At 66.3% G+C, this 13,207-nt stretch carries 10 protein-coding genes; 4 read left to right on the top strand and 6 right to left on the bottom strand.

All coding sequences use genetic code 11. The features are described from left to right. Positions 1 to 220: 220 nt before the first annotated feature. The 3 genes from AC5P5V_RS17345 to AC5P5V_RS17335 all read right to left on the bottom strand — a co-directional run bounded on the left by AC5P5V_RS17345 (position 221) and on the right by AC5P5V_RS17335 (position 2,561). Positions 221 to 835 carry an RluA family pseudouridine synthase gene (locus tag AC5P5V_RS17345; RefSeq protein WP_134968401.1) on the bottom strand — a complete coding sequence of 205 codons (615 nt, stop codon included), beginning with the start codon at positions 833 to 835 and terminating at the stop codon, positions 221 to 223. A gap of 129 nt (positions 836 to 964) precedes the next feature. Continuing rightward, positions 965 to 1,951 carry a malate dehydrogenase gene (locus AC5P5V_RS17340; protein ID WP_005415428.1) on the bottom strand — a complete coding sequence of 329 codons (987 nt, stop codon included), beginning with the start codon at positions 1,949 to 1,951 and terminating at the stop codon, positions 965 to 967. Between the two features lie 118 nt (positions 1,952 to 2,069). Continuing rightward, positions 2,070 to 2,561, bottom strand: coding sequence for a peptidylprolyl isomerase (locus tag AC5P5V_RS17335; protein ID WP_005408225.1), 492 nt, complete (start codon positions 2,559 to 2,561; stop codon positions 2,070 to 2,072). Positions 2,562 to 2,832: 271 nt separating this feature from the next. Between AC5P5V_RS17335 and typA the strand changes: the two genes are divergently transcribed. The 3 genes from typA to AC5P5V_RS17320 are packed head-to-tail and all read left to right on the top strand — an operon-like array spanning position 2,833 to position 6,823. Continuing rightward, a complete protein-coding gene (gene typA, locus AC5P5V_RS17330) occupies positions 2,833 to 4,680 on the top strand; it encodes a translational GTPase TypA (protein WP_061480552.1) in 1,848 nt (615 codons plus the stop codon). 11 nt (positions 4,681 to 4,691) lie between these two features. Beyond that, complete coding sequence (locus tag AC5P5V_RS17325; RefSeq protein WP_061480553.1) at positions 4,692 to 5,159, top strand: DUF2127 domain-containing protein; 468 nt, start codon at positions 4,692 to 4,694, stop codon at positions 5,157 to 5,159. A 41-nt stretch (positions 5,160 to 5,200) separates the two neighbouring features. Beyond that, positions 5,201 to 6,823 carry an amidase gene (locus AC5P5V_RS17320; RefSeq protein ID WP_061480554.1) on the top strand — a complete coding sequence of 541 codons (1,623 nt, stop codon included), beginning with the start codon at positions 5,201 to 5,203 and terminating at the stop codon, positions 6,821 to 6,823. Between the two features lie 72 nt (positions 6,824 to 6,895). Here the strand turns inward: AC5P5V_RS17320 and AC5P5V_RS17315 are convergent, their stop codons facing one another. Both AC5P5V_RS17315 and AC5P5V_RS17310 read right to left on the bottom strand, forming a co-directional pair. Then, positions 6,896 to 8,083 (bottom strand): mechanosensitive ion channel family protein, encoded by a 1,188-nt coding sequence (locus AC5P5V_RS17315; RefSeq protein WP_265329929.1) that lies wholly within the window; start codon positions 8,081 to 8,083, stop codon positions 6,896 to 6,898. 736 nt (positions 8,084 to 8,819) lie between these two features. Further along, positions 8,820 to 10,211: a class II 3-deoxy-7-phosphoheptulonate synthase gene (locus AC5P5V_RS17310; RefSeq protein ID WP_061480555.1), complete on the bottom strand. Its 1,392-nt coding sequence runs from the start codon at positions 10,209 to 10,211 to the stop codon at positions 8,820 to 8,822. 221 nt (positions 10,212 to 10,432) lie between these two features. Between AC5P5V_RS17310 and AC5P5V_RS17305 the strand changes: the two genes are divergently transcribed. Then, positions 10,433 to 12,559: a TonB-dependent receptor gene (locus AC5P5V_RS17305; RefSeq protein ID WP_134968404.1), complete on the top strand. Its 2,127-nt coding sequence runs from the start codon at positions 10,433 to 10,435 to the stop codon at positions 12,557 to 12,559. A 64-nt stretch (positions 12,560 to 12,623) separates the two neighbouring features. Here AC5P5V_RS17305 and AC5P5V_RS17300 read toward each other — a convergent pair whose 3' ends face one another. Further along, positions 12,624 to 13,130 carry a disulfide bond formation protein B gene (locus AC5P5V_RS17300; RefSeq protein ID WP_111201470.1) on the bottom strand — a complete coding sequence of 169 codons (507 nt, stop codon included), beginning with the start codon at positions 13,128 to 13,130 and terminating at the stop codon, positions 12,624 to 12,626. Between the last annotated feature and the right edge of the window lie 77 nt (positions 13,131 to 13,207).

Genomic DNA, 13,207 nt, shown 5'->3' with positions numbered 1-13,207 from the left:
GCATGGGCCCGAGGCATGCCTCGGGCGGGTTGGGCAGGACGCCCAACCCCGGTCTTGCCGTGTGCGCAGGAAAGCGCACACGAGCAAGCGGCTGCCAAGCCTACACGGACGTACTTGCGGCGTCCCCGCACTCCGACACCGTCCCGCCAACCCACGGATAGCCCGCTTTTGACGTTGACGTTGATTCTGCGGGTGCAGGGCTGCAAGCCCTGCCGGCCCCCTAGAACGGAGTCGCGGACTCGAACGCGAGTGTTTCGCCCGTCACCGGATGGGTGAACCGCAGGCTGCGCGCATGCAGGTGCACGCGTTGCGCCGGTGCCGCGCCATACAGGACATCACCGACGATGGGATGGCCGAGGCTGGCCGTGTGCAGGCGCAGCTGATGGCTGCGGCCGGTGATCGGTTCCAGCTCCACGCGGGTACGCTGCGCTTCCACCTCACGCGCCATTACGCGCCAGCGCGTCAGCGCCGGCTTGCCGCGTTCGTGATCGACCATCTGCTTCGGCCGGTTCGGCCAGTCCACAATCAGCGGCAGATCCACGTCGCCGGCATCGCCTTCAAGCAGTCCCTCCACGATCGCTTCATAGCGCTTGCCAACCCGGCGCTGCTCGAACTGCATCGACAACGCCGCCTGCATGTCCTTGCCACGCGCATGCAGCAGCAGCCCGGAAGTCACCTGGTCCAGGCGGTGCACGGTCAACGCATCCGGGTACAGCGCCTGCAGGCGCGCGACGACGCAGTCCTGGTTCTCGGCGCTGCGGCCGGGCACGGACAGCAGGCCGGCGGGCTTTTCAGCCACCAGCAGCGCGTCGTCGATGTAGTGCAGGTGGATCATGCGGTTCCAGGAATTCCAAATGAAAACGGGGAAGCCGAAGCCTCCCCGTCTTCTGCGGTGAGCGTACCGACCAACGGTCGGTACCCACCATCGCGGTGGAGGTACCGGCCGTGGCCGGTACCGCCTGCATCAGCCCAGCAGGTGGGCGACGCCGGCGCGCTCTTCTTCCAGCTCGGCCAGGGTCTTGTCGATGTACTTCTGGCTGAAGTCGTCGATCGGCAGATCCTTGACCAGGGTGTACTTGCCGTTCTCGGTGGTCACCGCGAAACCGAAGATCACGCCTTCCGGAATGCCGTAGGAACCGTCGGACGGCACGCCCATGGTGACCCACTTGCCGTTGCTGCCCAGCACCCAGTCACGCACGTGGTCGATGGCGGCATTGGCGGCCGAAGCGGCCGAGGACGAGCCACGGGCTTCGATGATCGCCGCGCCGCGCTTGCCGACGGTCGGGATGAACGTGTTGGCGTTCCACTCCTGGTCGTTGATCGCATCGGCGATCGAGGCGCCGTCGGCGGTGGCGAAACGGTAGTCCGGGTACATGGTCGGGCTGTGGTTGCCCCACACCACCAGCTTCTCCATGCCACCGACCGGCTTGCCGAGCTTGGCCGACAGCTGGCTCAGCGCGCGGTTGTGGTCCAGGCGCAGCATGGCGGTGAAGTTCTCCGGCTTCAGGTCCGGAGCCGACTTCATCGCGATGTAGGCATTGGTGTTGGCCGGGTTGCCGACCACCAGCACCTTCACGTCACGGCTGGCGACCTTGTTCAGCGCGGCGCCCTGGGCGGTGAAGATCTTGGCGTTCTCCAGCAGCAGGTCCTTGCGCTCCATGCCCGGGCCACGCGGACGTGCGCCGACCAGCAGGGCGATGTCGGCGTCCTTGAACGCGACTTCGGCGTCATCGGTGCCAACCATGCCGGCCAGCAGCGGGAACGCGCAGTCTTCCAGCTCCATCATCACGCCCTTCAGGGCGGCCTGGGCCTTGTCGACCGGCAGTTCCAGCAGCTGCAGGATGACCGGCTGGTCCTTGCCCAGCATTTCGCCGGAGGCGATGCGGAACAGCAGGGCATAACCGATCTGGCCGGCGGCGCCGGTCACGGCAACACGAACGGGTGCTTTCATGGGGGTTTCCTCTTGCTTGCAAGCGTTTGATGGGGCGCCGCGGGCATGGCCACGCAGGCCGGGCGGGCGGCGGGGAACAGGGAAACGGCCACCCGTGGGTGGCCGTTTCGAAAGGGGGTCAGGCGGCGAGGTGCTTGTTCCACTCCGCGACGCGGTCGGCCTGGGCGGCCAGCACGGCGTCGACGTCGCCTTCCAGGGTGATCGAATGGATCACGTCGCCCTGCTTGACCGAATCGACGATGGCCTGGCCTTCCAGGACCTTGCCGAAGACGGTGTGGCGGCCGTCCAGCCAATCGGTCTTGATGTGGGTGATGAAGAACTGGCTGCCGTTGGTGTTCGGGCCGGCGTTGGCCATCGACAGCGAGCCGACCTCGTGCTTCACGCCATTCTTCTCGTCTTCGAACTTGTAGCCCGGGCCGCCGGTGCCACGACCCTGCGGGCAGCCGCCCTGGATCATGAAGTCGGCGATCACGCGGTGGAAGATCAGGCCGTCATAGAAGCCGTGCTTGACCAGGTTCACGAAGTTGGCCACGGTCAGCGGCGCCTTGTCGGCGAACAGCTCGACCTTGATCGGGCCCTGGGTGGTGTCGAAAGTGGCGATGAGGGACATGAAGATCCTTGGTGCAAAGGGGGAATGCGTCTAGCCACCTAGTTTACACCTGCCTCGTGGCGGCGGTGCCTTCGACCATCGGTGGAGCCCCCGCCTTCAGCCAGGGGAAGGGAGCCGAGGGGCCGTCCTGGCGACCTCGGCCGAAGCGGTGGACAGCCAGCTGAATGGGCCGTTTGGCCGGCGTGAAATCCATCTTTTCGCGAATCGTCAAGTTCGACGTATAATGTTGGACTTCTTTTTCCAAATCCGGCGCCGACTGGCCCCCTTTCGTATGTCCATCGAAAATCTTCGCAACATCGCCATCGTCGCCCACGTCGACCATGGCAAGACCACCCTGGTCGACCAGCTGCTGAAGCAGTCCGGCACCCTGTCCGAGCGCACCGTCCTCGCCGAGCGCGTGATGGACAGCAACGACCAGGAAAAGGAACGCGGCATCACCATCCTGGCCAAGAACACCGCCATCACCTGGGAAGACAAGAAGACCGGCATCAAGAACCGGATCAACATCGTCGACACCCCCGGCCACGCCGACTTCGGCGGTGAGGTCGAGCGCGTGCTGTCGATGGTCGACACCGTGCTGATCCTGGTCGATGCGATGGACGGCCCGATGCCGCAGACCCGCTTCGTGACCCAGAAGGCCTTCGCGATGGGCTTCAAGCCGATCGTCGTGGTCAACAAGGTCGACCGTCCGGGCGCCCGTCCGGAGTGGGTGATCGACCAGGTCTTCGACCTGTTCGACAAGCTCGGTGCCACCAACGAGCAGCTGGACTTCCCGATCGTCTACGCCTCGGGCCTGAACGGCTACGCGGGCCTGGAAGACACCGTGCGCGACGGCGACATGACCCCGCTGTACGAAGCGATCATGCAGCACGCGCCGAAGCCGGAAGTGGACCCGGAAGGCCCGTTCCAGATGCGCATCAGCCAGCTGGACTACAACAACTTCGTGGGCGTGATCGGCATCGGCCGCATCCAGCGCGGCACCCTGAAGAAGAACATGCAGGTCGCGGTCATCGACCGTGAAGGCAAGAAGCGCAACGGCAAGGTGCTGCAGGTGCTGGGCTTCATGGGCCTGGAGCGCATCGAGCAGGATTCGGCCGAGGCCGGCGACATCGTGGCCATCTCCGGCATCCAGGAGCTGACCATCTCCGACACCATCTGCGCACCGGACTTCCCGGAAGCCCTGCCTGCGCTGACCGTCGACGAGCCGACCATCTCGATGACCTTCCAGGTGAACAATTCGCCGTTCGCCGGCAACAAGGACCTGTCCGGTGGCAAGTTCCTGACCAGCCGCCAGATCAAGGACCGCCTGGACCGTGAAAAGGTCCACAACGTGGCCCTGAAGGTCGAGCAGCTGGAAGACGCCGACAAGTTCCTGGTCTCCGGCCGTGGCGAACTGCACCTGTCGGTGCTGATCGAGAACATGCGCCGCGAAGGCTACGAGCTGGCCGTGTCGCGCCCGGAAGTGATCATCAAGGAAATCGACGGCCAGCTGATGGAGCCGATCGAGCAGCTGGTGGTGGACATCGAGGAAGTGCACCAGGGCGGCGTGATGGAAAAGCTGGGCACCCGCAAGGGCCAGTTGAAGAACATGGAATCGGACGGCAAGGGCCGCGTGCGCCTGGAGTACCAGATCCCGGCGCGTGGCCTGATCGGCTTCCAGAACGAGTTCAAGACCCTGACCCAGGGTTCGGGCCTGCTGTTCCATGTGTTCGACCACTACGGCCCGAAGGAACAGGGCGCCATCGCCAAGCGCATCAACGGCGTGATGATCGCCAATGCGCCGGGCGTCACCCCGGCCTACTCGCTGGGCCCGCTGCAGGAACGCGGCAAGCTCTTCGCTGCCGAAGGCGACAACGTGTATGAAGGTCAGCTGGTCGGCATCCACTCCAAGGACAACGACCTGACCGTCAACGCGATCAAGACCAAGCCGCTGACCAACATGCGCGCTTCCGGCAAGGACGATGCGATCCAGCTGACCCCGGCGATCAAGTACTCGCTGGAACAGGCCCTGGACTTCATCGAAGACGACGAGCTGGTCGAGATCACCCCGAAGGAGATCCGCCTGCGCAAGAAGTTCCTGACCGAGAGCGACCGCAAGAAGGCTTCGCGCGGCGGCTGAGCCAGCACCCCGTGAACCAGAGCGGCTACAACCCGGATCCACACCGGCATCCGGGTCTGCACGTCATCGCCCTGCTCGAAGCGAGCAAGGCGATGCTGGCGCTGTTGGCCGCCACCGGGCTGGAAGTGCTCGGACCGCAGCCGCTTCGGCACGGCATCATGGTCCTGATCCGGCGTTTCAGCCTGGATCCGGACCATGGCACCCTGCCCTCGCTGCTGCATATGATCAACCCCGACGCGGTCCACCTGGCCGCGGCAGGGATGATCGGCTACGGCCTGCTGCACCTGGTCGAAGCCTGGGGCCTGTGGCGGGCCAAGGCCTGGGCCTCCTGGCTGGGCTGCCTGACTGCCTCGCTGTACCTGCCCTTCGACATCTTCGCGATCATCCGCCACCCCGGCTGGCCGTCGTGGACGATCCTGGCGATCAACCTGATCGTGGTCTACGTTCTCGCCCGCGACCTGCGCAAGCGCCACCGCTGACCACCGGCTACACTGGGGATTGGAGCCGACCAAGCCGCCCCATGCGCCCGTCCTTGCCGCCTCTGCTGACCTGCCTGCTCGCCGCGCTGCCTGCGCTGCTTTCGGCTGGCTGCAGCCCGGCCACGCCCAGCGCGCATGCGGCCGAACCTGCGAGCCGCAACGTGCCGTTCCCGTACGCTGAAACCGATGTTGCCGACCTGCAGGCGCGGATGACCGCCGGTGAACTGGACAGCACCACCCTGACCCAGGCCTACCTGCAGCGCATCGCCGCCCTGGATCGGGCCGGGCCCCGCCTGCGCGCGGTGATCGAGCTCAACCCCGATGCCCTGAAGGAAGCCGCGGCGCGCGACCGCGAGCGCCGCGATGGACGCCTGCGGGGCCCGCTGCACGGCATCCCGGTACTGCTGAAGGACAACATCAACGCTGCGCCGATGGCCACCAGTGCCGGCTCTCTGGCCCTGCAGGGGTTCCGCCCTGACGATGCGTATCTGGTGCGGCGCCTGCGCGAGGCCGGGGCCGTGGTGCTGGGCAAGACCAATCTCAGCGAATGGGCCAATTTCCGCGGCAACGATTCGGTGTCCGGCTGGAGCGCGCGCGGTGGCCAGACCCGCAATCCCTATCGCCTCAGCCACTCGCCTTGCGGCTCCAGCAGCGGCAGCGCGGTAGCGGTCGCCGCCAACCTGGCCAGCGTGGCGATCGGCACCGAAACCGACGGCAGCATCGTCTGCCCTGCGGCGATCAATGGCATCGTCGGCCTCAAGCCGACCGTTGGCCTGGTCAGCCGCGATGGGATCATCCCGATTTCCTTCAGCCAGGACACTGCGGGGCCGATGACACGCAGCGTCGCCGACGCTGCCGCCGTACTGACCGCAATTGCCGGCCGCGATGATGCCGACCCGGCCACCGCAACCATGCCCGGCCGTGCGGTGTACGACTACACCGCGCGGCTGGATCCGCAGGGACTGCGTGGCAAGCGCATCGGCCTGCTGCAGACGCCGCTGCTGAAATACCGCGGCATGCCGCCACTGATCGAACACGCCGCCACCGAGCTGCGTCGGGCCGGTGCCGTCCTGGTGCCGGTGGAGCTGCCCAACCAGGGCGCCTGGGCCGACGCCGAACGCAAGGTGCTGCTGTACGAGTTCAAGGCCGGGCTGGAGCGTTACTTCAGCGCCCACCGCGCTCCCCTGCACAGCCTGGCCGAATTGATCGCCTTCAACCAGGCGCACAGCAAGCAGGAACTGGGCCTGTTCGGCCAGGAACTGCTGGTGGAAGCCGACGCTACCGCCGGCCTGGCTGACCCCGCCTATATCCGCGCACGCAGCGATGCGCGCAGGTTGGCGGGCCCGGAAGGCATCGATGCCGCCCTCGCCGCCCACCAGCTCGACGCCCTGGTCGCGCCGACCACCGGCGTGGCGTGGCCGATCCGCAGCGAAGGCGACGACTTCCCCGGCGAGAGCTACAGTGCCGCCGCCGTCGCCGGCTATCCCAGCCTCAGCGTGCCGATGGGCCAGATCGATGGCCTGCCGGTCGGCCTGCTGTTCATGGGCACCGCCTGGAGCGAGCCGAAGCTGATCGAGATGGCCTACGCCTACGAGCAGCGCACGCGCGCACGGCGCCCGCCGCACTTCGATACCGACACGCTGATCGACGCCGGCGAGCCGTGATCGTGTTTCTGTAGAGCCGAGCCCACGCTCGGCTTCAACGGAAAATCGAAAGCAGCCGAGCATGGCTCGGCTCTACAGCGGCTGGTCGGGCTCCGCTGGCACGATTGCCGCCTCACCGTCTTCAGCCCCCGGCGAACGCACATCTGCAGTACGTGCACGTGGACCACGCGGCATGTCCAGCTCGTCAGCATGCTGCAGCCGCGCACGCAGCTGCGGCAGCGACTGCGGATGCTCACGCGCGAGGAAATCGAGCATGCGCTCGCGTACCAGGCAACGCAGGTCGAACGCGTCGCCGGAGCTGCGCGCACTCACCAGCAGCCGCACCTGGATCGCACGCTCGCTGGTTTCGGTCACCTGGGTCACGCAGACCCGGCCATCCCACAATGCCTCACCCCGGCAGATGCGCTCCAACTCAGCGCGGATCGCCGCGATCGGGGCACGATAGTCCAGCCACAGAAACGCCGTACCGAGCAGATCGGCGCTGCGCCGGGTCCAGTTCTGGAAGGGGTTCTCGATGAACCAGGTCAGCGGCACCACCATCCTCCGCTCGTCCCAGATGCGTACCACCACGTAGCTGCTGCCGATCTCCTCGATGCGTCCCCACTCGCCTTCGACGATCACCACATCGTCCAGCCGGATCGGCTGGGTCACTGCAATCTGCAGGCCGGCGATCAGGTTGCCGAACACCGGCTTTGCGGCGATACCGGCCACCAGGCCGATGAGGCCCGCCGAGGCCAGCAGCGCGGTGCCGATCTTCTGCACCATGGGAAAGGTCAACAGCACCAGCGAAGCACCCAGCACGATGATGCCGCCCATCAGCACACGGCTGAGCACCCGCGTCTGGGTCTGGATGCGGCGCGCTTCCAGATTATCGGAGACATCGATGGGATGGCTGCGCAGGATGGCCCGCTCACCCGCTGCCACTGCGCGTACCAGCAGCCAGATGAAGCAGGCGGTCAGTGCGATATGCAGCACCCGTTGCAGGTTGCCCAGAAGGGGATCCTGCAGTGGCGTGGCCTGCAGTGCAGGGATCAACAGCAGCAGCGGCCATGCGGTGGCCATTGGCAGCCCGAGCACACGCCCGATGCGCGCGCGCCGCCGATCACGCCCTTTCAGCCGGTGGTAGATCCACAGGATCAGCCACGCGCCGATGCCGCCCACTACTGCTGCCAATCCCAACGGCCATGCGTAGGCCTGTGCGCTTTGCCAGTGCACCGTTGCCACCTCCACTCGAACAGCCAAGCAGACAGCCTCGCGCATGGGGCATGAGCGTCACGTCAGCCGTTCGTAAGCAGGGTGTTGGTGGGCAGGGCTTGCAGCCCTGCACCTGCCCAGAAGCCGAAGCAACAGCAACGGCAACAGCAACAGCCGAAGCAGAAGCGGGTTTCCTGTGGGATGGCGGGGTGGGTCCGGTTGCGGGGGGCGCTGCAAGTACCCCTCCGGGGCCCGGCCCAGCCGCTGGCGGCTGCGCGTTCGGGCGCTTGCGAAGCAGTGCTTCGCAAGCGAAGCGCCCTCACCCATGTAAGCTCGGTCGCCGCATCCATGCGGCTCACGCCCCCGCAACCGGACCCACCCCGCCTTCGACAGTTCCCGCGGCTGTTGGTGGGTGCCGACCGTTGGTCGGCACGGGGTCAGATCCCGTTGCTGCGCAACGGGCTCCTACCCCATTTTCAATATTGATATCTGACAGAAAAATCGTGTCGACCCAAGTCGACACCTACCAACAGCCGCCATTACCAGTGGATCCACGCCATGCGTGGATGATTCATTCGATATCTGACAGATGTGCCGACCAACGGTCGGCACCCACCAACAGCGCACGACATCTGTCAGAGGCGGGGCGGTGTGGGTGGGCAGGACCGTTGGCGCCATGGATGGGTTTACGGCGTGTCCTGACCACCCACGCCACCCCGCCACCCCACGGAATGCCGCTTCGGCTTTTGCCGTTGCCGTTGATTGCAGCAGGTGCAGGGCTGCAAGCCCTGCCGAAAACCCCTTACCGCACTTGCTCCTGCTTGCGCACGATCGCCATCGCGATCTCCAGCGACTGCTCGTAGTTCAACCGCGGGTCCACCGTCGAACGATACGCACGCTCCAGGTCGCGCTCGGTCAGTTCGCGCGCGCCGCCGATGCACTCGGTCACGTCCTCGCCGGTCAGTTCCAGATGCACACCGCCCAGGCGCGTACCGGCGGCCGCATGCAGATCGAACGACATCTCCACCTCGCCACGCACGTTGTCGAAGCGGCGTGTCTTGAAACCGTTGGCGGTGCTTTCGGTATTGCCATGCATCGCATCGCACACCCACAGCACGCGGCGACCATCACGCTTGACCGCGTCCAGCAGCGGCGGCAGTTTCTCGGCGATCTGCGTTGCGCCCATCCGATGGATGAAGCTCAGGCGGCCCGGCTCGTCATGTGGGTTGAGCACATCGATCAGGCGCAGCAGCTGGTCCGGTGTCACCGACGGGCCCACCTTGATCGCAATCGGATTGCGCACGCCACGCAGGTACTCCACGTGCGCGCCATCGAGCGCGGCCGTGCGCATGCCGATCCACGGGTAATGCGTGCTCAGGTTCAACCAGCCCTGCTGGCGCGGCACCTGGCGGGTCAACGCCTGCTCGTAGGGCAGCAGCAGCGCTTCGTGCGAAGTGTAGAAGTCGATGCGGTTGAGGTTGTGCACGCGGGCCCCGGCCAGGGTCTCCATGAAGTGCACCGCATCGCCGATCGAGGCCACCATCTTCTGGTACTCGGCCGCCAGCGGCGAGTGGCTTACCCACTCCAGGTTCCAGTATTCGGGGTGGTGCAGGTCGGCGAAACCGCCGTCGATCAGCGCACGCACGAAGTTCATCGTCATCGCCGAATGCGCGTGGGCCTGCAGCATCCGCTTCGGGTCCGGCAGGCGCGCCGCTTCGGTGAACGCCGGTGCGTTGATCACATCACCGCGGTAGCTGGGCAGGGTCACGCCGTCGCGGGTCTCGGTGTCGGCCGAGCGCGGCTTGGCGTACTGGCCAGCGAAGCGGCCCACGCGGATCACCGGCTGGCGCAGGCCGTGCACCAGCACCAGGCTCATCTGCAGCAGTACCTTCAGGCGGTTGGAGATGGTGCCCGATTCGCAGTCGCTGAAGTTCTCGGCGCAGTCGCCGCCCTGCAGCAGGAAGCGCTTGCCTTCCTGGGCCTCGGCCAGCTGCTGCTTCAACGCCAGGATCTCCCACGAGGTGACCAGCGGCGGCAGCCGCTTCAGCTCGTGCAGAGCGGCGTCCAATGCCACCGGGTCCGGGTAGGTCGGCATCTGCAGCGCGGTCTTGCCACGCCAGCTCTCCGGCGACCAGGCAGCGCCAGCAGTGGTCGCGGCGGGATCGGAGACGGGCGGAACGGCGGACAGGCTCATTGCAGACTTCCGGGGTGGGGGGCGGTCATGGTCGCAGAGCCAGCCGCCGACGCAAAGGCCCATCCCCACCGCCCCGGCCACCTGAACGGCAGGGAAAGGCCAACGCCAGCAGCCAGATCCAGCATGGCCAGCCGCACGGGACAGGCGCATGATCTGTTACGGAGTAACACTTCCACGTCATGGACCGGCCCCTTCCACACCCAGCCGCCCCCTCTCTCACCATGAAGCCCTCACCCCTCGCTACCGGCATTGCCTTCGCCCTGGCCTTGGCCAGCCTGCCCGCCTTCGCCGCAACGACCGACGACACCTCTTCCTCCGTCAAGGATCTGGACGCAGTCACCGTCCACGCCCAGCTCGACCAGGCCCGCAACGCGCTGTCGCCGGACATCGGCAGCAGCCAGTACCAGATCACCGCCGAGGACATCCAGAAGCAGCCGCTGGGTGCCTCCGCGCCGCTCAGCCAGGTACTGCTGCAGGCCCCGGGCGTGGTCCAGGATTCCTATGGCGGCGTGCACGTGCGCGGCGACCACGCCAATCTGCAGTACCGCATCAATGGCGTGCTGCTGCCCGAATCGATCTCCGGCTTCGGCCAGACACTGGATGCACGCACCATCAAGAGCATCCGCCTGATGGATGGCGCGCTGCCGGCGCAGTTCGGCGAGCGCACCGCTGCAGTGGTCGACATCAGCACCCGCAATGGCGCCGAGCTCGGCAATGGCGGCAGCGCCGGTCTGACCGCAGGCTCGTTCGGCAAGATCAATCCGAATGCCTCGTGGTGGGGCAACCAGGGGCGATGGAGCTGGTTCCTGACCGGCAACTACGACCAGAACGAGGTTGGCCTGGAGAGCCCGACCCGCTCGCGCAAGCCGCTGCACGACGACACCCACCAGGGCAAAGCGTTCGCTGACCTCACCTACCTGGTCAACGAGAACACGCGCCTGAGCGTGTTCGCCGGCTTCGCCAACAATCGCTTCCAGATCCCGGTCAACCCCGGGCAGACCCCGCAGTTCGGTTACCTGGACACCACCACCTTCGACTCCAGCCAGCTGGATGAAACCCAGCGCGAGACCACCCGCTTCGGCATGCTCGTGCTGCAGGGCGCGCTGGGCAGCACCGCCTACCAACTGTCAGCCGGGCAGCGCTACAGCGATGTGGCGTTCAACCCGGATGTCATCGGCGACCTGGTATTCAGTGGCGTCGCCTCGCAGGTGCAGCGCAGCAACCGCGCCAACACGCTGCAGGCCGATTTCTCCACCCCACTGGGCAGCGACCACACGCTGCGCTATGGCCTGTATGGCAACTACGAGAACGCGCGGGCCAGCAACAGCAGCTGGGTGTTCCCGGTCGATGACGCCGGCCAGCAGTCCAGCACCACGCCGCTGCTGATACCTGACCACAGTGCCTTCCATGCCAGCACGCTGGCGTTGTACGTGCAGGATGAATGGAAGATCGGCGACGACTGGACCGTCAACTACGGCCTGCGCGGAGATCGCTACAAGGCCTTTGGCCACACCGAGGGCCAGCTCAGCCCCCGCGTGGGCGTGGCCTGGAATGCCAGCGACAGCACCACCGTGCATGCCGGCTATTCGCGCTACTTCACGCCACCGGCCAGTGAGCTGATCGCCAGCAGCGATATCGCGCTGTACGACGGCACCACCAACCAGCAGCCGAGCGGCGGCAACAACACGCCACTGGCCGAGCGCAGCGACTACTACGACATCGGCGTGTCGCAGCAGGTGGGCGAACACCTGACCCTGGGCCTGGATGCCTATGACCGACGCGTCGCACGCCTGCAGGACGAAGGCCAGTTCGGTGCCGCCTACATCTATTCGACGTTCAACTACCGCCGCGGCCATATCCATGGCCTGGAGTTCAGTGCCGACTACAGCGACGGTCCGTTCAGCGCCTACGTCAACGCGGCGTACAACAAGGCCATCGGCACCCAGGTCGTCACCGGCCAGTACAACCTCGATCCGGACGCGCTGGCCTATGTGGCCAACCATTGGATCCACCTCGACCACGACCAGAAGCTGACCTCATCGGGCGGCTTCAGCTACGCCTTCGCCGGCCACAACCGGGTCGGCGCCAACTACGTGTTCGGTAGCGGCCTGCGTTCGGACATCGAGGGCGTGCCCAACGGCGGCGAGCTGCCGTCCTACCTGCAGGTGAACCTCAGCGCCGGGCATGACTTCAATGCCGACAGCGGCCATCCGCTGCATGTGCAGCTGGCGGTCATCAATGCATTGGACCGCAGCTACCAACTGCGCGATGGCGGTGGCGTCGGCGTGTTCGCCCCGCAGTGGGGACCGCGCCGTGGCGCCTACCTGAGCCTGCAGCAGGATTTCTGAGGACGCCAGGGTGCCTGGGGTCGGACCCTCTTTCCGCAGGAGAGGGCTCCGACCCCGCCTTAGTTCAGCGCTTGACCTTGCGCAGCGACACCACCAGCGCCCACAGCGCCAGCAGCACGAACCACACGCCCGACCACATCGGCATGGTCAGGCCCAGGAACGTCCAGTCGATATTGCCGCAGTTGCCGGTACCGGTCAGCACCGTGCGGAACACTTCCAGCGGCCCCATGGTCTCGCGCAGGAAGCTCAGCGGCGGGCCGCAGGTCGCACCCATCTCCGGTGGCAGCATCTGCACGTAGACGTGGCGCGCAGCGATGCCTACGCCGACCGCGGCGGCAATGAAGGCGAGCACGCCGTAGGTTGCCCGGCCAGGACGGTTGGAGGGCCCGTGCAGTGCACCGATCAGGAACAGCAGGCCCAGCGCGGCGAACGCCAGCCGCTGGAAGATGCACAGCGGGCACGGCTCCAGGCCCATCTTCAGCTGCAGGAAGATCGCGTAGCCCAGCAGGCCCGCGCAGATCAGGAAGCCCAGAAGGAACTGGGCGCGGAAGGGCCAGCGCAGTGGATTCATCGTCAACGCTCGAATGGATCAAGGCGCCAAGCGTAACCGAGAGTGCGCGCCATTCGAACCGCCACAGGTGACGCCTG

Source organism: Stenotrophomonas sp. YJH_SMC_130, from assembly GCF_059369035.1.
The sequence above is the reverse complement of the archived record's forward strand: the minus strand, read 5'-3'. Positions and strand labels throughout refer to the sequence as shown.